The organism is Paenibacillus sp. 102, from assembly GCF_039549175.1.
Lineage (GTDB): Bacteria > Bacillota > Bacilli > Bacillales > Bacillaceae_G > Bacillus_A.
Genome location: NZ_JBCGHT010000001.1, coordinates 611606 through 631286, shown reverse-complemented (window position 1 = coordinate 631286; position 19681 = coordinate 611606). Strand labels below are relative to the sequence as shown.

At 37.4% G+C, this 19681-nt stretch carries 22 protein-coding genes and 1 riboswitch; of the genes, 13 read left to right on the top strand and 9 right to left on the bottom strand.

Annotation, left to right across the window (positions count from 1 at the left end; all coding sequences use genetic code 11):
* Positions 1 to 36: 36 nt before the first annotated feature.
* The 7 genes from bioA (at position 37) to AAIE21_RS03270 (ending at position 6361) form a co-directional block, all read left to right on the top strand.
* The gene (bioA, locus tag AAIE21_RS03300) at positions 37 to 1473 is read left to right on the top strand and encodes an adenosylmethionine--8-amino-7-oxononanoate transaminase (protein ID WP_343265447.1); all 1437 of its coding nucleotides are present in this window, start codon (positions 37 to 39) and stop codon (positions 1471 to 1473) included.
* The gene (bioD, locus tag AAIE21_RS03295) at positions 1470 to 2198 is read left to right on the top strand and encodes a dethiobiotin synthase (protein ID WP_343265446.1); all 729 of its coding nucleotides are present in this window, start codon (positions 1470 to 1472) and stop codon (positions 2196 to 2198) included. The genes bioA and bioD overlap by 4 nt, the downstream gene beginning before the upstream one ends.
* Complete coding sequence (gene bioF, locus AAIE21_RS03290) at positions 2164 to 3351, top strand: 8-amino-7-oxononanoate synthase (protein ID WP_343265445.1); 1188 nt, start codon at positions 2164 to 2166, stop codon at positions 3349 to 3351. The genes bioD and bioF overlap by 35 nt, the downstream gene beginning before the upstream one ends.
* Positions 3348 to 4088 (top strand): alpha/beta fold hydrolase, encoded by a 741-nt coding sequence (locus AAIE21_RS03285; RefSeq protein WP_343265444.1) that lies wholly within the window; start codon positions 3348 to 3350, stop codon positions 4086 to 4088. Before bioF ends, AAIE21_RS03285 begins: the two co-directional genes overlap by 4 nt.
* The gene (bioC, locus tag AAIE21_RS03280; protein WP_343265443.1) at positions 4054 to 4911 is read left to right on the top strand and encodes a malonyl-ACP O-methyltransferase BioC; all 858 of its coding nucleotides are present in this window, start codon (positions 4054 to 4056) and stop codon (positions 4909 to 4911) included. The genes AAIE21_RS03285 and bioC overlap by 35 nt, the downstream gene beginning before the upstream one ends.
* Positions 4865 to 5863 (top strand): biotin synthase BioB, encoded by a 999-nt coding sequence (gene bioB, locus AAIE21_RS03275; RefSeq protein WP_343265442.1) that lies wholly within the window; start codon positions 4865 to 4867, stop codon positions 5861 to 5863. The genes bioC and bioB overlap by 47 nt, the downstream gene beginning before the upstream one ends.
* Before the next feature lie 177 nt (positions 5864 to 6040).
* Positions 6041 to 6361: a hypothetical protein gene (locus tag AAIE21_RS03270; RefSeq protein WP_343265441.1), complete on the top strand. Its 321-nt coding sequence runs from the start codon at positions 6041 to 6043 to the stop codon at positions 6359 to 6361.
* Positions 6362 to 6652: 291 nt separating this feature from the next.
* Here AAIE21_RS03270 and ribH read toward each other — a convergent pair whose 3' ends face one another.
* Genes ribH through ribD form a run of 4 tightly spaced genes read right to left on the bottom strand, consistent with a single transcriptional unit; the run spans position 6653 to position 10081 of the window.
* Positions 6653 to 7114 carry a 6,7-dimethyl-8-ribityllumazine synthase gene (gene ribH, locus AAIE21_RS03265; RefSeq protein WP_343265440.1) on the bottom strand — a complete coding sequence of 154 codons (462 nt, stop codon included), beginning with the start codon at positions 7112 to 7114 and terminating at the stop codon, positions 6653 to 6655.
* A 22-nt stretch (positions 7115 to 7136) separates the two neighbouring features.
* The gene (locus tag AAIE21_RS03260) at positions 7137 to 8330 is read right to left on the bottom strand and encodes a bifunctional 3,4-dihydroxy-2-butanone-4-phosphate synthase/GTP cyclohydrolase II (protein ID WP_343265439.1); all 1194 of its coding nucleotides are present in this window, start codon (positions 8328 to 8330) and stop codon (positions 7137 to 7139) included.
* A gap of 12 nt (positions 8331 to 8342) precedes the next feature.
* Complete coding sequence (gene ribE / locus AAIE21_RS03255) at positions 8343 to 8987, bottom strand: riboflavin synthase (RefSeq protein WP_343265438.1); 645 nt, start codon at positions 8985 to 8987, stop codon at positions 8343 to 8345.
* Positions 8969 to 10081 (bottom strand): bifunctional diaminohydroxyphosphoribosylaminopyrimidine deaminase/5-amino-6-(5-phosphoribosylamino)uracil reductase RibD, encoded by a 1113-nt coding sequence (ribD, locus tag AAIE21_RS03250; protein WP_343265437.1) that lies wholly within the window; start codon positions 10079 to 10081, stop codon positions 8969 to 8971. Before ribD ends, ribE begins: the two co-directional genes overlap by 19 nt.
* Positions 10082 to 10388: 307 nt before the next feature.
* Positions 10389 to 10533: riboswitch (FMN riboswitch) on the bottom strand.
* Between the two features lie 302 nt (positions 10534 to 10835).
* Here ribD and AAIE21_RS03245 point away from each other — a divergent pair.
* Together AAIE21_RS03245 and crcB are read left to right on the top strand one after the other, a co-directional pair.
* The gene (locus AAIE21_RS03245) at positions 10836 to 11240 is read left to right on the top strand and encodes a fluoride efflux transporter FluC (protein WP_343265436.1); all 405 of its coding nucleotides are present in this window, start codon (positions 10836 to 10838) and stop codon (positions 11238 to 11240) included.
* Positions 11237 to 11590 (top strand): fluoride efflux transporter CrcB, encoded by a 354-nt coding sequence (gene crcB, locus AAIE21_RS03240; RefSeq protein WP_343265435.1) that lies wholly within the window; start codon positions 11237 to 11239, stop codon positions 11588 to 11590. The genes AAIE21_RS03245 and crcB overlap by 4 nt, the downstream gene beginning before the upstream one ends.
* A gap of 39 nt (positions 11591 to 11629) precedes the next feature.
* Here crcB and AAIE21_RS03235 read toward each other — a convergent pair whose 3' ends face one another.
* Complete coding sequence (locus AAIE21_RS03235) at positions 11630 to 11872, bottom strand: CDGSH iron-sulfur domain-containing protein (RefSeq protein WP_343265434.1); 243 nt, start codon at positions 11870 to 11872, stop codon at positions 11630 to 11632.
* Positions 11873 to 11975: 103 nt separating this feature from the next.
* Here AAIE21_RS03235 and AAIE21_RS03230 point away from each other — a divergent pair, with 103 nt between their 5' ends.
* Complete coding sequence (locus tag AAIE21_RS03230) at positions 11976 to 12221, top strand: DUF2552 family protein (RefSeq protein WP_174099124.1); 246 nt, start codon at positions 11976 to 11978, stop codon at positions 12219 to 12221.
* 15 nt (positions 12222 to 12236) lie between these two features.
* On the opposite strand, the gene AAIE21_RS03225 is transcribed toward AAIE21_RS03230, so the two are convergent.
* Entirely contained in the window at positions 12237 to 13160 is a 924-nt protein-coding gene (locus AAIE21_RS03225) for an alpha/beta hydrolase (RefSeq protein ID WP_343265433.1), read from the bottom strand.
* Between the two features lie 82 nt (positions 13161 to 13242).
* Here AAIE21_RS03225 and AAIE21_RS03220 point away from each other — a divergent pair, with 82 nt between their 5' ends.
* A complete protein-coding gene (locus AAIE21_RS03220; RefSeq protein WP_343265432.1) occupies positions 13243 to 13722 on the top strand; it encodes a GNAT family N-acetyltransferase in 480 nt (159 codons plus the stop codon).
* A gap of 142 nt (positions 13723 to 13864) precedes the next feature.
* A complete protein-coding gene (locus AAIE21_RS03215) occupies positions 13865 to 14800 on the top strand; it encodes a LacI family DNA-binding transcriptional regulator (RefSeq protein ID WP_343265431.1) in 936 nt (311 codons plus the stop codon).
* Positions 14801 to 14828: 28 nt separating this feature from the next.
* Here the strand turns inward: AAIE21_RS03215 and AAIE21_RS03210 are convergent, their stop codons facing one another.
* Together AAIE21_RS03210 and AAIE21_RS03205 are read right to left on the bottom strand one after the other, a co-directional pair.
* Positions 14829 to 16148 carry a Na+/H+ antiporter family protein gene (locus tag AAIE21_RS03210; RefSeq protein ID WP_343265430.1) on the bottom strand — a complete coding sequence of 440 codons (1320 nt, stop codon included), beginning with the start codon at positions 16146 to 16148 and terminating at the stop codon, positions 14829 to 14831.
* Positions 16149 to 16274: 126 nt separating this feature from the next.
* Positions 16275 to 17276 carry an alpha/beta fold hydrolase gene (locus AAIE21_RS03205; RefSeq protein WP_343265429.1) on the bottom strand — a complete coding sequence of 334 codons (1002 nt, stop codon included), beginning with the start codon at positions 17274 to 17276 and terminating at the stop codon, positions 16275 to 16277.
* Positions 17277 to 17409: 133 nt separating this feature from the next.
* On the opposite strand from AAIE21_RS03205, the gene AAIE21_RS03200 reads away from it, so the two are divergent.
* Positions 17410 to 17886 carry a ribbon-helix-helix domain-containing protein gene (locus AAIE21_RS03200; RefSeq protein WP_343265428.1) on the top strand — a complete coding sequence of 159 codons (477 nt, stop codon included), beginning with the start codon at positions 17410 to 17412 and terminating at the stop codon, positions 17884 to 17886.
* Positions 17887 to 17931: 45 nt separating this feature from the next.
* Here the strand turns inward: AAIE21_RS03200 and AAIE21_RS03195 are convergent, their stop codons facing one another.
* Positions 17932 to 19521, bottom strand: a complete 1590-nt coding sequence (locus AAIE21_RS03195; protein ID WP_343265427.1) for a bifunctional metallophosphatase/5'-nucleotidase — start codon at positions 19519 to 19521, stop codon at positions 17932 to 17934.
* Between the last annotated feature and the right edge of the window lie 160 nt (positions 19522 to 19681).

The window sequence follows — 19681 nt, the reverse complement described above, 5'->3', positions numbered from 1 at the left end:
ATTTCTCGAAAAAAAATTGACAGCGTCTCGTTTTTAATGTTAACTATATTTATACAAAAGTTAACATTAGGGGTGACAATTGTGACTGTTAGTCGTAATACAAGTGAAAAAAGAGCTTATACATATGAAGAGTTAGCTGAAAAAAACAAAGCGTATGTATGGCATCCATTTACACAAATGAAAGATTATTTAGCCGAAGATCCTGTTATTATTGAACGAGGAGAAGGACGTAAATTATATGACGTAAATGGAAATGGTTATTGGGATGGTGTTTCATCAATTTGGCTTAATGTCCATGGACATCATGTGCCAGAATTGGATGATGCGATTCGTGAACAGTTAAATAAAGTTGCACATTCTACTATGCTAGGACTTGCCAATGTACCATCGATTTTACTTGCAGAAAAGGTCATTGAAGTTGTACCAGAAGGCTTGAAAAAAGTATTTTATTCAGATTCTGGTTCTACAGCTGTTGAAATTGCAATCAAGATGGCTTTTCAATATTGGCAGCATAAAGGAAAACCTAAAAAACAAAAGTTTATTACATTAAAAGAAGCGTATCACGGAGATACAATTGGAGCTGTTTCAGTAGGAGCAATTGACTTGTTTCACCAAGTGTACAGTTCGCTCTTATTTGATGCGATAAAAATGCCTTATCCATATACATATCGTTCTCCTTATGGAGATGACAAAGAACAAATTGTTCAAAAGCATTTAGAAGAAATGGAAGAGTTATTAAAAGAAAAACATGATGAAGTTGCAGCGATTATTGTAGAACCGTTAATGCAAGGTGCAGGCGGTATGATTACAATGCCGAAAGGATATTTGAAAGGCCTTCGAAATTTATGTACAACTTACAATGTTTTATTTATTACAGATGAGGTGGCGACGGGATTTGGTCGTACTGGCAAAATGTTTGCTTGTGAACATGAAAATGTTACACCTGATATTTTAACGGCTGGAAAAGGCTTAACTGGAGGATATTTACCAGTGGCTATTACAGTGACAACAGATGAAATTTATGATGCTTTTTTAGGTGACTATGAAGAGCAGAAATCATTTTTCCATGGTCATAGTTATACTGGAAATCCATTAGGCTGCGCTGTTGCAATTGCCAATTTAGAACTTTATGAAAAAACAAATCTAGTAAAAGATGTTGCATATAAAGCAGAATATGTAGGGAAACAATTGGAAGCACTTTACGAGTACAAGCATGTTGGGGATATTCGTCAATGTGGGCTGATGGTAGGGATTGAACTTGTGAAAAATAAAGGAACGAAAGAGCCGTTTGAGTGGACAGAGCGGGTTGGTGTGGAAGTGTGTAAGCGATCAAGAGAGTTAGGAATGATTTTACGTCCGCTTGGCAACACGATTGTATTTATGCCACCGTTAGCATCTAAGATAGATGAGATTGATGAAATGCTGCGCATTCTATATCAAGCAATTGTAGATGTTACGGAGGGGGAAGAATGAGCGGTTTTTTTATAACAGCAACGGATACAGAAGTTGGAAAAACAGTTGTTACAGGTGCGCTAGCAGGAGTGCTTAGAAATCGTGGATATAACATAGGGGTATATAAGCCGTTGCAAAGTGGTCATATCGATTCAAACCCAGAAGGTGATGCAGCTAGATTGAAAGTTGCATCAGGAGTAACGACAGATACGAATAGAATTTGTCCCTACTCTATTGAAGAACCTCTTGCGCCAAGACTGGCAATGCAGCGAGCAGGAAGAACTGTGACACTAGCACAAATTATCTCTCACTATAATGAGTTAATGAAAGAGTGTGATAGTTTGTTTGTAGAAGGAGCAGGCGGGCTCGCTGTTCCATATACAGAAGATGCATTAGTGGTTAATTTTGCAAAGGAATTAAAATTACCACTTATTATTGTCGCGCGTCCGACGCTAGGTACTGTGAATCATACCGTTTTAACGATCTCTTATGCGAGAGAACACGGTTTAACAGTTGCTGGTGTTATTTTATCGGGCTGTAAAGAATGTGAGAAAGAGCGTGTACAAGAAAATAAAGAAATGATTGAGGAGTTAAGTGGTGTGCCGGTTTTAGGTTTACTACCGGAACTTCCCGAAGGATTTACGCGTGATGAACTATTAAGAGCAGCAGAAGAGAATATTATGATTTCCAATTTAGAGGAGTTTGTCAAACATGGATCAAACGTGGACTCTACACTTTCACTCTAGTTTAAATCGTCTGAAGGAGAAATCACAATACCGACATGTAGTCGTAACTGAGCAAGCTGAAGAGCCGTGGCTTATTAGGAATGGAAAACGTATGTTGAATTTAGCTTCGAATAACTATCTCGGTTTGGCAGGAGATGAACGATTAAAAGAAGCGTCTATTGAAGCGACAAAGCAATATGGAGTAGGGGCTACGGCATCACGGTTTGTTGTAGGAAATTATGCACTATATGAAGAGGTCGAACAGAGTGTTTGTGATTGGAAAGAAACTGAAAAAGCAATCATTGTGAACAGCGGATATTCGGCAAATGTAGGTGCAATCTCTTCTCTAGTGGGTCGTCACGACATTGTTTTTAGCGATAAGTTAAATCATGCCAGCATTGTCGATGGAATTATGCTCAGTGGTGCGGAACATAAAAGATATCGACATAATGATTTGGAACATTTGGAAACATTACTGCGAACGGCGCCTTCTGCAAAGCGGAAGTTGATCGTTACAGATACGGTTTTCAGCATGGATGGAGATGTTGCTCATTTAAAAGAATTGATTATGCTGAAAGAAAAATATGGAGCGTTATTGATGATTGATGAAGCGCATGCAGGCGGAATATATGGCAGGCATGGTGCAGGCTTAGCTCACATTGAACAAGGACTTTCTCAGAAAATTGACATTCATATGGGAACGTTTAGTAAGGCGCTAGGTTGTTATGGAGCTTATTTAGCAGGTGATGCAATTTGCATGGATTATATGAAAAATACGATGAGAAGCTTCATTTTCACAACAGCATTACCATCAGGGACGCTTGGTGCAATGAAACGTGCAATTGAAATTGTGAAGGAAGATGAGGGAAGACGACAGCGACTCTTAGAAAATGGAGTGTATTTCCGCAATGCTTTAGAGGAAGCTGGCTTCAATATTGGTGATAGTTCAACGCATATTGTCCCGGCTATTGTAGCATCGAATGAATATGCGATGCATTTTAGCGGGAAATTGCAGGAAGCAGGAATTGCTGCAATTGCTATCAGACCACCAACGGTTCCACATAATAGTTCACGAATTCGATTTGCAGTTACGTCTGAACATACAAAAGCCGACTTACAATGGGCTACTAGGCACATCATTCGAATTGGTAAAGAAGAGGGGGTACTGAGATGAAGCAACCTAGACTTATTTTCATTCCCGGATGGGGGATGGAAAAACAAGTGTGGGATTCATTACTCCCATATTTTCAAGAATATTCTGTCCTGCATGTTGAATGGCGTGGTGTAAAAGAGATTAGTGAGTATGCAGAACGAGTAGTAGAAGCTGCGAAAGGGCAAGAGGTGATTTTGATTGGATGGTCACTTGGTGCATTGGCTTCTCTTCAAGCGTGTGATAGAGTGCGGGCAAAAGGGATGATTTTAATAGGTGGTACGGCAAAGTTTACAGTGGGTGAAAATTACGAGAGTGGATGGAAACATTCTTTTGTAGAGCGGATGAAAAGAAGTTTGATAAAGCAAAAGGATTCCACATTGAACCGCTTCTATAAAAGTATGTTTGCAAAACAAGAGATAAAAGATAGTGAACAATTCGAAGGCATTGCAGAGCGATTTCAAGGTGATTCCATTGAATCTTTACAGCTAGGACTTAAGTATTTAATAGAGGTGGATATGAGAGGTCGGTTAAAGCACGTAAAGATGCCGATATTACTTCTTCATGGGGAACAGGATGCAATATGTCCACTCTCTGCTGCTCGCTATATACAAGAAAATACGAATGGGGTACTTAAAGTAATAAATGGAGCTGGGCATGCACTTTGTGTAACGAATTTTGAATATTGCGCAAATGAAATAACCCAGTTTGTAGAGGGGATACAAAATGATCAACAAAACGTTATTGCAAAAACGATTTAACGGGGCAGCTGTATCCTATGATCAATATGCAAGTGTACAAAAAAAGATGGCGCAACAATTACTTTCTATAATGAAAAAACATTACCACAACATGTCGTCCATTCGCATTTTAGAGCTCGGATGCGGCACAGGGTATTTGACTGAACAATTAGCTGTTTCTTTTCCAAATGCAACGATTACGGCAATTGATTTTGCTGAAAGTATGATTGCTGTTGCAAAAACGAGAAATTACGTAGAATCTGTGACATTTAGGTGCGAAGATATTGAACAACTTACATTAGGTGAGTCATTTGATGTCATTATTTCAAGCGCAACATTTCAATGGCTGAACGATTTGCAAACAACACTGAAAAACTTATATCGTTACTTGTTTGAAGGTGGTTTATTGTTATTTTCAACATTTGGGGAGCAAACATTTCAAGAACTTCATACAGCATTTCAAAGTGCGAAAGAAGAAAAAAATATACAAAGTATTGCATCTGTGGGACAACGTTTTTTAACGAGAGAACAGTTGCAAGATGTATGTGAGAGTGTAACAGGGGATGTTCATGTTTCTGAAACATGTTACATAGAGAAATTTACTACAGTTCGTGGATTCCTACAATCGATTCGAAAAGTGGGTGCGACAAATAGCAATGCAGAATCTTATTGTCAAAGTCCTTCTATCTTTCGAACCATGCTTCGCATATACGAAAGAGATTTCACGGAAGAAGGAGAAATTGTAACAACGTACCATGCTTTATTTGCGTATATTGAAAAAGAGGGGAAGAGAAGAAATGAAACAAGTACAAACAAAAACAGATTGGAAGAAAATCGCATCTGAAGTAGTAGAGGGCAGAAGCATAACGAAAGAAGAAGCAGTAGCCATTTTAGAAGCTGATGATACAGAAGTATTAGAAATTATGAATGCAGCTTATATCATACGTCATCATTATTTTGGTAAAAAAGTAAAATTAAATATGATTATTAATACGAAATCCGGATTATGTCCAGAAGATTGTGGATATTGCTCGCAGTCTATCGTTTCAGAAGCACCAATCGATAAGTATGCATGGTTAACACAAGAAAAAATCGTAGAGGGAGCTCACGAAGCAATTCGCCGTAAAGCAGGTACATACTGCATCGTTGCATCAGGTCGTCGTCCAACGAATAAAGAAGTAAATCATGTCATTGGTGCCGTAAAAGAAATTCGTGAAACAACGGATTTAAAAATTTGTTGCTGCTTAGGATTTTTAAATGAAGATCAAGCAGGACGCTTAGCAGAAGCGGGTGTTCACCGTTATAACCATAACTTAAATACACATGCAAATAATTACGATAGCATTTGTTCAACACATACGTATGATGATCGTGTAGATACAGTAGAAAAAGCAAAGCAAGCAGGGATTTCTCCTTGTTCTGGTGCGATTTTCGGTATGGGAGAAACGAAAGAGCAGCGAGTTGAAATTGCACTTGAACTAAAACGTATAGATGCAGACTCTATTCCATGTAACTTCCTTGTTGCCGTAAAAGGAACGCCGCTTGAAGGACAGAAAGAATTAACGCCGGTAGAATGTTTAAAAGTGCTAGCGATGATGCGTTTTGTGAATCCATCAAAAGAAATCCGTATTTCTGGTGGTCGCGAAATTAATTTACGGTCTGTACAACCAATTGGCTTATTTGCAGCAAATTCGATCTTCGTTGGTGACTATTTAACAACAGAAGGACAAGAGCCAACATCTGATTGGGGTATGATTGAAGATTTAGGATTTGAAATAGAAGAATGTGCACTGTAAAGATTGAAAAGAAAGCTCCTTTTGGTGCTTTCTTTTTTTGTAAACAAAATGTAATGAAAGACCTTCAATCCTTTAAAGTAGTAGCTTTTCAGTAAAAAAATAAATTGTGTGGACGAATTTTCCACCCGGTAATTGTACATAGTAAAAGTGTAATTTATCTTGGGTGGAGGATCTTATATGCACAAATATATACTAGCTATTATGACTTTTTTAATTTTATTAAAGGCGATTAGTGCTGATCCAGTTAAGGCAGCTGAAAATCCAGAACAGAAAGAAATGCAGCAAAGAATTGAACAACATTTTCGAACAAAAGCTGAGCATTTTGGGATTGAGACAGAGGGAAAAGATTTAAAGGAAGTGCGGAAAGAACTTCATATTGTAGAGGAAGAAAAGAAGCGAGAAAATGTGTGGAAAACCGCTCAAAATCTTCGTATTAAAACAGAAGGAAAAACGATGGATGAATTGATAAAAGATGTAAGGAAAAAAGTGGGAAAATAAATGTGCAGTTGTATTGTAAGTGGGATTAATGGAAAATGGTAGTTGAACTGTAAATATAAAATAGGGTGGTGAATCAATTGCAAGCTATTTTATATTTACAGTTTTGTTTCTTTATGATAGTACACTAACTAACGATCGTTAGTTAAATTGGCATGGAGGAAAATCATGCATTCATCCACACGAATTTTAAAAGAATCTTGTTTATTAGCGGTATTGTAATTAGTATTGTTGGTTTAAAAATAGTTTCTTAAATATGATATAGAAGGAAAAAGAGGCCGAAGCCTCTTTTTTTTATGCCCATTGTCTTGATAAATGAGCCATTTCAATAGCAGCAACTGCAGATTCATATCCTTTGTTGCCAGCTTTCGTACCAGCACGTTCAATTGCTTGTTCAATTGTCTCGGTCGTTAATACACCGAAAATAACTGGAATATCTGTTTGTAATGATAAAGAAGCAACGCCTTTTGCAACTTCATTACAAACGTAATCATAATGAGTTGTAGCACCGCGAATGACTGTTCCAAGTGTAATGACAGCATCGTATTTTCCGCTGTTTGCCATTTTTTTTGCGATTAATGGGATCTCAAATGCGCCTGGAACCCATGCGACGTCAATATCGTTTTCTTCTACACCATGGCGCTTTAATCCGTCTAATGCACCGCCTAGTAATTTGCTTGTAATAAATTCATTGAAACGTCCAACAACAACTCCAACTTTTAATCCTGTACCAACTAAATGACCTTCGAATACCATATTATATCTCTCCCTTTATATATTATAAGCTTAGTAAGTGACCTAATTTTTCTGATTTTGTTTGTAAATATGCTTTATTTTCTTCTTTTGTTGGCACTTGCAACGGTACGCGTTCGACAACTTTTAAATCATAACCTTGCAAGCCGGCGATTTTTCTCGGATTATTCGTTAATAAACGTAATTGCTGTAAACCTAAATCTTTTAGGATTTGAGCACCAATGCCATAATCGCGAAGATCGGCAGGGAATCCTAGTTTTTCATTCGCCTCAACAGTATCTAATCCTTCTTCTTGTAACTTGTATGCACGGAGCTTATTTAACAGCCCAATCCCGCGCCCTTCTTGGCGCATATAAAGAAGGACACCTTTTCCTTCTCGTTCAATTTGAGCAAGAGCAGCATGAAGCTGTGGACCACAGTCGCAACGACATGAACCGAAAACATCGCCAGTTAAGCATTCTGAATGAACACGAACGAGAACGGGTTCACCTGTTGAAATGTCCCCTTTCACAAGAGCGATATGTTCTTTTTGATCTAAAGAATTTGAGTAGCCGATTGCATGAAATGTGCCGAAATCTGTCGGTAATGTAATTTCAATTTCCTTTGTTACGAGCGTTTCGTGATGGCGGCGATAAGCGATTAAATCTTCAATTGTAATCATTTTTATATCAAATTGTTTTGCAACTTGTACTAGGTCAGGAACACGAGCCATCGTGCCATCTTCTTTTATAATTTCACAAATGACTCCTGCTGGTTCCGCGCCGCATAATTTTGCTAAATCAACAGCCGCCTCTGTATGGCCTGCCCGGCGCAGCACTCCGCCTTCTTTGGCAATTAAAGGAAAGATGTGACCTGGACGATTAAAATCTGTTCCTTTTGATGCTGGATTTAATAACTCGCGTACAGTTGTCGCACGTTCGTAAGCGCTAATACCTGTTGTTGTAGAAACGTGATCAATACTTACTGTGAACGCAGTATGATGAGAATCTGTATTATGAGAAACCATCGGTTCTAGCTGTAAGCGGTCTGCATATTGCTCTGTAATCGGTACACAGACAAGACCACGGCCATGTGTAATCATAAAATTAATTGTTTCTGGTGTAATGTTCTCTGCTAAAGCAATGAAATCTCCTTCGTTTTCACGGCTTTCATCATCGCATACAATAACGACTTTTCCTTGTTTTAAATCTGCTAGTGCTTCTTCAATACGATGAAACATTGTGCTTCCCCCTTATAAAAATCCGTTTTCTTGTAAAAAGCTTTCTGTAACTGAACTGCTCTGTTTCTTGGGCTTTGAAATAAAACGTTCAATATATTTTCCGATCATGTCACATTCAATGTTCACGATGTCTCCAGCTACTTTTTCACCAATAATAGATTCGCTTACTGTGTGCGGAATGAGTGAAATGGTAATGGAAGATTCATCTATATCAAATATTGTTAAGCTTGTGCCATCAACAGCTACCGAACCTTTATGCAAACAATAACGGAGTAAATCATCTGGAATTTCAATTTTGTAATATATCGCATTGTAGTGTTGTTTCTTACTTACAATGGTTCCAATTCCATCAATATGCCCTGTGACGAAATGTCCACCAAAGCGTCCGTTTGCAGCCATTGCCCGTTCTAAATTTACTTTAGAACGGGTGCCGAGCACACGTAGTGATGTCGCTTGCATTGTTTCGGGCATGGCATCAACAGTAAAAGAAGACGCTGTAAAAGAAGTGACAGTTAAACAAATCCCATTTACAGCAATACTGTCTCCTAGTTTTACGTCTGACAAGATTGTATTTGCTGCAATTGTCAGTTTCATTGCTTCTCCGCTTTTTACGACATTCGAAATAGTTCCAAGCTCTTCTACAATTCCTGTAAACATGTAGGCACCTCATTTCGCACAGTAGCGACGATTTTTATATCATCGCCAATTTGTTTCATCTTTTGAATTTGCAAGGAAAGTGCATCTTGCAGCTTGATAAAGCCAGTGCCACCAAACATAGTGGGGGCATCTTTCCCGCCAATTAATTTTGGGCTTATATAAGTCACAATTTCATTGAAACACTTTGTTTCTAAAAAGCTCGCGTGGACTGATTGCCCCCCCTCAACAAAGAGTGAAAGAATTTGTTTCTCACCGAGAAGGAGGAGAAGGTCATGTATTTCAATTTGACTCGTCTGCATTTGAAGTACAGATACCGTCTGAGATTCATAGGCTGCTATTTTTTCTTTATTTACGTCTTTTCCGACAACAATCCATGTTGGTGCCATCCTGTCTGTAATGACATGAGAGGACAGCGGCGTTCGTAAATGTGTATCTAAAATAATTCGAATCGGATGCTTGCCGCCATTTGGAAGACGTGTTGTTAAAGATGGATTATCAGCTATAACAGTATTCACTCCGACAAGGATGGCATCATGTGTATGACGATATTGATGAACATCTGCGCGAGCGGCCTCACCTGTAATCCATTTGCTTTCCCCGGTAGTAGTTGCTATTTTTCCATCTAAACTCATCGCTGTTTTTATTGTTACAAACGGCAGTTTCGTTTTCATATAGTGGAAAAAGTACTGATTTAATAGGGTGGCTTCTTCTTCGAGAATACCAGTAGTTATGCTAACACCTGCTTTTCGCAAACGTTTTGCACCGTTACCTGAAACGAGCGGGTTGCAATCGAGTGTAGCAATTACAACACGCTTCACTTCTTTTTCAATGAGTAAATCACAGCACGGCGGAGTTTTTCCAAAGTGACTGCACGGCTCTAACGTTACATATACAGTGGAGCCGTGTGCTTTATCACCGGCCATACGAAGAGCGTGAACTTCAGCGTGAACTTCACCTGCACGCAGATGCGCCCCCATTCCAACGATGTTTCCATCTTTTACAACAACAGCACCGACCATTGGATTTGGACTTGTTTGACCTGCCGTACTTTGTGCTAACTGTAAGGCAATCCTCATATATTCTTGGTCTGTCATTCTTTTCACCTCTCCTAAAAAAATCAAAAAACCCCAAGGATAATAGTATCCTTGGGGTTTGGGAGACGTGATTTCTAGAAACATAGTTCGAATACGAGAGTATAGGAAAGAAACCTAACGATGATTGATATTTTTGCACGAGAAAAAGACCTAGCAAATTATCAATTTTTTATACGCTAGTCGTATCTTTTTATTTCAGCATAGAAAAATAGGTATATGAAAGAAAACATATACAGTGATTCAAAACGAATCGGTAAAAATGTGTACGCCAAAATAAAAGTGTATTCGCTATATAAGTACTAGAAAACATATCCTTCTCCCATCCAGACTATACTGTCGGCCCTAGAATCTCACTAGATCCACCGTTTCAAAGCTTAGAAACGGGTCACGGACTTAGAAGTGTGCACTTCATCACCGCCGGTTGGGAATTTCACCCGACCCCGAAGGATGCTGTTTGCTCACATTATAGCACAAAAAAGAAAAAAGGATAGTAAAAAATATTCGAATGTGAAGAATTGTATGAAAATGAGGGGTGAAATAAATTTTGTTATACTATATAAAAAGAAAAATTAATAGACACTTTTCTTTTTTTGTAGGAGAAAGCGTCCGATCATGGATAGAGGCGGTCAGTACCTTTTTTCGCCCCATGCCATGTTAAACAAAAGGAGAAAATGAGTGAGGTCTGTTTTTGTTTTTATGGCCGCGGCTTATAGTATGGGAAAGATTTCAGTATATACATAAATGAGGTGGAAATATGAAATATATTGCAGTAGGAATCGGTGGTATTGTTGGAGCTTTAGCACGGTATGGATTAGAACAATGGATTGGTACTTCTTCAGTCGATGCTTTTCCGTTAGAAACATGGTCAGCGAATATGATTGGTAGTTTTTTATTGGCATTTTTAACGATGTATTTGTTTCGTATGAAACATGTTTCATACGTGATAATTAATAGCATTGGAACTGGAATGATTGGTTCATTTACAACTTTTTCAATGTTCAGTGTGGAAACATTGAAACTAATGCAACATGAAGCATTCTTTATGGCATTTTATTATGTGAGCACAAGTATAGTTGGAGGATTGCTTTTATCTTTATTTGGATTTTATCTTGGAAATGTATTATATGAAAAAAGGATGAAGAAAGAAGGAACACGATGAATATTTTACTTGTAGGAATTGGTGGTTTTTTCGGAGCCATTGCTAGATTTTCTATTAGTAATGCAATGAAAGAAAAGTATGGAAGTTTATTTCCATATGGAACACTATTTGTAAATATAGTAGGCTCCTTCTTACTAAGTCTATTGTATGGAGCTGGCGTGAGTCGTACATGGTTATTATTATGCGGAACAGGATTTATAGGAGCATTTACAACTTTTTCAACATGTAAGCTTGAAATTGTTCAATTGGTGCATAAACGAGAAGGGCAAAAAGCAGTATTGTATTTAATAATGAGTTATATGTTAGGCGTTTTCTCGGCGTTTTTGGGATTTTATATAGGACGTATATAAAAAAGCACACACAAGTCATTGCGCGTGCTCCTTATAGTGTTATTCTCCCTTTGGTGCTCGAACGACAGATTCAAATTTTCCTTTATGCGAAGCATCGCAATAAGGCATATTTTTTGATAAACCACAGCGACATAAAGAAAATGCAGGTTTTGCTGGGAAAGCATTCCCTTGCGAGTCGATTAATTCCACATCCCCTGTAATGCGAAATGAACCGTTATCATTTACTTTAATTTGAACTTTTGCCAACGTTAGCCCTCCTTTCCAAACGCATAAGTTCATCATATAATTGTAGGGAGCACTTGACAATAAAAAACAGTACTTTGTATGTAGAGGAAGAGAATGTTATAATAACGTTTATAATTGAAATACAGTAAGGTGACGAAACATGAATAAACAATTACGTACACTACAAAATATTGCAAATGAGCGCACTTGGGCATCGTTTTTAAATGATAATCATCCATATAGTTTACTTCATTGGTCAATTGCAGGTGTGGGACAAGAACCAAAAGATGTGTGGTTACTTCAAGACGAAGTGACATTTCAAACGACAGAATTTCAAACGCTTGATGAAGCGGTAAAATGGATTTCTGAAAATATGGAACAAGTTACAGATGTGCTAGCGCAATAACATGAAAAAACAGGCTTATGCAAGCCTGTTTTTTGTTTCTATCACATATGTTTTTAAGAATTGATCAATAGCAGCTTCATACTCTTGTTTGTTTTCGTTATAAGAGCAAGCGTGTGCACCATGTTCCGCAATAAAGAGCTGTCTATTACTTTCTTTCGCTTCATACAGTGCTTGTGTCATATCACATAAAATATAGTCATCGTCTTTACTATGAATAAAAAGGACTGGATTATTTATGTTTTTTACACAATCGAGCGGAGAAACTTCACGTATTGTATAACCGTCTCTTACTTTTAAAAAGGCGTTTGCTAATGGTAGTAGGGGCCATTTCGGTAAATGGAATTCGACTTTTAAGCGATGTTGAAGCTGGCCATAAAAGTCAGAGAATGGGCAATCTGCAATATAAAAATCAGCGCCGTCTTCCACCATTCCTGCATATTGAAGGAGTGTCGCAGCTCCCATCGATTCTCCATGAATGCCAAGTGTAATATTTGTTCCAAAGCGGTCTTTTAGCCAATCAACTACCGTCTTTAAATCATATTTTTCATAATAGCCATAACTTGTCGTTTTACCACCTGTTTTACCATGGCGACGGTGATCATAAATAAATACGTTATATCCTCTGTTTAAAAATAAATTTGCATATTTGACAGAGTTTATTTTATTTACGGTTACACCATGGCAAAAAATCATAAACTTATTAGAATTGCCTGCAGAAATGTAATAGCCGTGAATGTCATATTTAAATTGAGATGGAATACGAACCTCTTCTTTTGGAATGGCGTTAAAGTCTTCTAAGCGAAAATGCTTTTTCGTTTCACGCTCCAAAATTTCTTCTTCTGTTTTTTTCTTTAAGTACATTACTTTATTGGTAAAGAAAATGCCGATACCAATTAATGCTCCTATTATGGTTAGCAATGCTGTGAAAAAACGTTTCATACCTTACCTCATCCTCCAAATATCTCTACATATGATACACTTATATTGTATCATAATGATGTGAAAAGGGAGATAGTGGGACATGACTCAAATACAAAAAATCACAGTGGAAATGAGAGAAACAATTGCACTGTTTATGCGTGAAAATTGGGGCAGCACGCTGATGGTTTCACGCGGAAGAGCACACCTGTTAGATCAATTACCGGGTTTTGTTGCAACCGAAGATGACAGAATAGTAGGGATAATTACATATGAAATAAAAGAAAATGATTGTGAGATTGTTTCATTAGATAGCTTTAAGGAAAAGAAGGGAATTGGAACGAAACTTGTAGAGTATGTAATTGATATTGCAAAAAAACAATGTTGTAAAAAAATATGGCTCATTACAACAAATGATAATACGAATGCACTTCGTTTTTATCAGAAACGTGACTTTATGATGACCAATTTATATAGGGATGCGGTCAAGGAAGCGAGGAAGATAAAGCAAGAAATTCCGCTTATTGGACATGATAACATCGCGATTTTACATGAAATTCAACTAGAAAAAATGAATATATAAAATCAACTTTTATATATGTAGAAGAAGAGAAGGGTATATTTTCTGTAACAATTTTCAGAAATGTAAAACAATAACCTTGACGAATGATCTACTTTGTTTTAGGTTTAAATTGTAAGCTATTACCATATTAAGGGGTGACGATGTGGCAACCATACGTGATGTTGCAAAATTGGCCGGTGTTTCAGTCGCAACCGTTTCACGAGTGATTAATGAAAAAGGGTATGTCCATGAGGATACAGTAAAACAAGTAAAACAGGCAATTGAAGAGTTACAGTATAAACCGAATGCCGTAGCAAAGGCGTTATTTAAAAAATCTTCGACAATGATTGCTATATTAGTATCAAGTTTAAAAGACCCATCTTATATAACATGGCTTCGTTCAGTAGAAGAAGCTGCTTACAAAGAAGGGTATCAAATTGTTATCTGTAATATAGAGAATAAAATCGGATATATAGATGTTTTAATGCAAAATAATATTGCTGGTGTAATTATGACAAAAGATGTATTCAATCGTGTGAAGCCAATTTCTCTTCCTTTTACCGTACTTGAAGGAGAAGAGGAATCTGATTTTACATATTACGAAAATGGAAGAAAAGCCGTTAAGTTATTGAAAGAAAAAGGTTGTCATTTTCTTGCTTATATTGGGGAAGAAGTAGAAGAGGAAGTAATGGAAGAACATATAGCTGGTTTTCTAGATACTGTTTGGGATGAAGGAATGGCTTTTCGAGAAGAAAAAATAAAAGGACAGGAAAAGGAAAGGCAGATTATCGAGTTATTACGGAAATCTCCTTATATAGATGGGATAGTAGCTGCCAGTGATGTGATCGCAATTGCTGCAATCCGCGCGGCAAACGCTCTTAAAATTGATATACCTAATCAGTTGCAAGTCATTGGCCATAAGGGAAGTTTACAAGGCGAATGGATTACACCATCTTTGACAACAATTAGCAGTTCTTTTGAAAAGCAAGGAGTAGTAGCTGTTCAAGGATTGGTAGGGAAAATAAAAAAGAAACAAGTAAAACTTGAGGAAGCGGAGCAAGAGGAGTTTCTATTAATTGAACGAGAATCGACAAAATAAAAGGTGCGTCCAGTAAAACGCACCTTTTTTACAATGTAATTGCAGCAATAAACCCAAATATAAGTAACGGAATATTGTAGTGAAGAAAGGTTGGGACACATGTATCCCATATATGATGATGCCTACCATCTGCATTTAAACCTGAGGTAGGTCCTAGTGTACTATCCGAGGCTGGAGAACCAGCATCACCTAATGCGCCAGCTGTACCAATAATAGCAATGGTTGCCATCGGGCTAAAGCCAAGCTGGATACATAGCGGAACGAAGATTGTTGTTAAAATCGGAATGGTGGAAAAGGAAGAACCGATTCCCATTGTAACGAGCAGACCGATAACAAGCATAAGAAAGGCAGCAAGTGGCTTACTGTTCCCAATTAAATCAGCACTTGTTTGAACGAGTGATTCTACATGTCCTGTTTTTCGAAGAACTGCCCCGAATCCTGCAGCAGAAATCATAACGAAACCGATAAATGACATCATGCGCATCCCACTTGTTAAAATAGCATCAGCTTCTTTTAACGGGAGACTCCCACTAATGGATAATACAATAATCCCTGCTAATGCACCAAAAATCATTGATTCTGTTGCTAATTGCACGCTTAATGTTGCGATAATAGATAACAACCCGAACGTAATGCTTCTTTTTGTGTAAGGAGCTATTTCATCAGTTGAAGAGTGAATCGGTTCGGTAGGGTAGATACGTGGTTTACGATACGTAATGAAAACTGCGACACATAGCCCAATAATCATACCTATCGCTGGAATTGTCATCGCTTTTGGAATAAGAGTTACATCAAATGTAAGTCCACTTTGCTGTGCATTTGTTTGTAATACGTCGTGATAAATTTTTCCAAATCCGGCTGGAATCCACATATAAGGAGTAATTAATCCGAATGTAATAAGACATGTAACAAGCCGACGATCCACTTCTAATTCATTTAAAACTTTTAAAAGCGCTGGAATTAAAATAGGGATAAAAGCAATATGAACCGGTATAATATTTTGTGAAAAACAAGCCATTGCTAAAATGATAAATAAAATGAGTATCTTTGAATATGTTTGCTTTTTCGTGTCTTTTTCGTTGCTAATTACATTCAGTGCAGTATGAATCATCGCGTCGGGAAGCCCTGTTTTGGAAAGCGAAATAGCGAACCCTCCGAGCATGGCATAACTTAAAGCGATTGGAGCACTACTTCCAAGCCCTGTGGTAAAAGTATGGATTGTTTCTGAAATCCCAAGTCCACCAATTAGTCCACCTGTTAAGGCGCCGACGATAATAGCAACAATGACTTGGACACGTAATAAACTAAGCAGTAACATGACTGCTACTGCGATGAGTACAGCGTTCATAATAAATGTAATCTCCCTGTTTTTTCTATTTCTGCAACTTATTCTGAATAGCTATAGGTACTAACAGAGTAACGTTGCGACATGTAATTATAAAATGTTTTCTATGAAATGTAAAAGGTATCACTGTTACCTATGCTGAAAAGATAACTCTTGTTTGATAGAGCATATAGATTTTGCAAATAGTTCAGGTTCTTCTAAATTTGGTGAATGAGCAGAGTTTGGGAACCAGATCATTTTTTTGATGGGTGCTTGAATCGTATCGCAATATTGTTGAACGAGTGCGTAAGGTGTTTGATAGTCGAAACGACCAGAACAGAAATAAACAGGTACGGCAAGTTTAGAGATTGTAGAAAAGAAATCTACTGTGAGCATTTCCTCCCATAATGCCCCAGATTTCATATTTCCTGCGAGAAACCTCACCCAATCTATCCATGTATATTCTGAAGAAAACAACCCTTTTCGAATGAAAGAAAACGAAGTTCCGTTTTGAACTGCTCCTCCAAATGTACCAAGCCATTTTCTTTGAATGATAAGGCGCCGCGTATCTAGAAAAGGAGGCTTTCCAAGTTTTGTTAGAGAGGTCAATGCTCGCTCGTGTCCATGTTTTTTTGCAGAATGAATTAAATGTTGATAGAGCAATTCTTCATTTTGTTTCATATGTACAATCTGACCTATACCAATATAAGCTTCGATATAGTCTGGATATTTATTTGCAATTTGTAAACCGATAATACTTCCCCAAGAATGTCCAGTGAGAAATAGCTTCTGTTTTTTGAAACGAGAAAGAAGATGTTTTATTACTTCAAATGCATCTGAAACAAATTGTTCAATTGTAAAAGGTGCTTTTATATCCCGCCAAGAAAAGGATTTTCCCGCTCCTCTTTGATCCCAATTGACAACAATAAAGTGTTTTTCTAAGTCTTTTTGAAAATGACGAATGAATCCAATTTGTGCCATACCAGGGCCACCGTGACAGCATAATAAAATAGGTTGATTTACGTCTTGACCACGAATAAGTAGAGATTGTTTATGGTTGTTGATTGTAACGCTTTCTATCGTAGCGACGCTATTTGAAATTGGATTCTTTAATTTGTTGTAAAACGGTGGAGTGTAGCTACGAAAAAGCATATAAAAAACCTCCTTTTCTCTAATGGCATGTATCGCACGGATGTACAATTTTGCATATACTGTTAAGAAATTATTGTATCATAACATGTAGGCTATATTTCAACTATGAGCGCTCAGAGGGAAGGGGAAGAAAGTGACAGTTGGAGAAATTATAGATCGCTTAAACAAACGGGAACCACTTGCTATTATTGCGAAACGCCTCGACATGAGCCCATATGCATTGTCAAAAAAGTTAAGGGTGCTTGGATATGAATACGATGGCGAACTGAAGAAACGAATATTCATTGGAGAGGGAGAAGAACCGCGTCATTTATATCTTCAAGAAGCTACTGCACTTCAATATGTAAAAACAGATTATCAAGTTTTAATTTATGAACAATTGCAAAAAATTTACGAATTGCTTCGAAAACGAGAGGAACCAATTATTACGAAATCGATTATAAGTAATGAAAAGAAAAAACGTACTTTCTCTATACGTACGGAGATTTTAGAGAAATTAGACGCTGTCTCTGCTTCCGAAGGGATGCATAAATCTAAAATTGTAGAAGTGGCATTGATGGAATTTTTACGGGAATATGAAGAAGTAGACGAAATATATCAAGATAAGTAAAAGAGAGAAGGTGTGTAACCTCTCTCTTTTTGTGAATTATAAAGTTTAGTTCACTCTTTGAATTCGCCCATCAATAATAGGTTGAATCGGTTCTTTTACCTGTTTCACATAATCTACTAACGCTTCAAAATCATTTGGTCCTGTTTCAGCATCTTTTCCATTTTTAAAGGATACAAATCCATCGCCGCCTGAAGCGAGAAAGGCATTTGCAACGACGCTGTAAGTTTTAGAGGCAACTAGCTCTTCTCCACCTGTTAAATGGATATTTGTAACTTTTTCACCATCTGGTTTATTCGCATCCCAAGTGTACTGAATACCTGAGATTTGAAGCATTCTCGTCTTATCCTTTTGCCATTGTTGATTTAAAATATCTCGAATGTCCTGGCCAGTTAAATTGACTTTTATCAACTGATTTCCAAATGGCTGAATTCCGTATAATTCTCCCCATGTAATATCGCCAGCATCTAAATCATTACGAATGCCACCAGGATTCATGAGAGCAATTTGCGATTGCATCGTTGCACGCTGAGCGTCCGCAATTAAATTTCCGAGAGTGGATTCTCCAGCAGCATTTTGTTTACGATCTAGTGGTGCAGTAGATTTTCCAACAACTTCATTGACAAGAGGGGCGATTTTTTCTTTATATTGATCTATTTTCTTTTTCACTTGTTGATCAGGCTCTATACCTTCATGATAAGTTGTGACCACTTCAGCCTTTTTCTCAACAATATCTTTCGTTTTACGATCGATCTTGACATCAACATCAGCAAAAGCCATGCCATAAGAGTTTGCTTGTACAACAAGTTTATTATTCACTGTTCCGTTTATAAAGGTATGGCTATGACCGCCGAAAATAACATCGACTTCTGGATCAGTGTCATTTGCTAAGCGCACGATGTCCCCATTTGTTACACCAGTGTCATCGGTTGTACCGCCATTATGTGCGAGAACGACAATGGATTTCACACCTAGCCTTTTCAGCTGTTTAGCAGATTTATTAATCGCTTCTACTTCATCAGTGAATTGGACATTTTTTACCATAGAAGGCATAACGATATTTGGTGTTTCCGTTGTAACAACGCCGATAAATCCAACTGGAACGCCCTGTACCATTTTTACTGTAAATGGAGGTAAGAATAAACGACCTGTTTCTTTATTAAAGACATTTGCGGCAACATAAGGAAATTTTGCACCTTTAAAGTTACCGGTTTTTGGATGAGTTCCTCCGTAAATAAGGCGGCGTAATTCTTCGGTACCTTCATCAAATTCGTGATTTCCGACAGTTCCAACATCAAATCCTAAATCATTTAAAAATTCAATTGTTGGTTCATCTTGTAATAATGCTGATACTGGTGGACTTGCTCCCACAGCATCACCTGCATGAACAAGCAATGTATTTGGATTTTGCTTTTCACGATCTCGTAAATAAGCAGCTAAGTACTCAGCTCCACCTGCTTCTTTATTGTTAATCTTCTTTACAGTGTCTAGTTGACCGTGAAAATCGTTAATGCCAAGCATCTGTACGTCTATGTAGCGATTTTGTTCTGTGGGTGTCTGAGATGGAGGTGCTGCAAATACACTTGAAAAAGTAATTGTACTTAATGCTAGGACAACCGGAATGACTTTTTTCCACATACGTTTTCTCTCCCTTTTTATAATCTGACATCATACGACATAATTTTAATAGATTAAGAGAGTTATTGCTACAAAAATTCTATTTATTATAAAAATTAATAAAATTTTATCTTTTTGTTTACATCTTTACAAAATATACATAATAGAAAAAATAAAAATG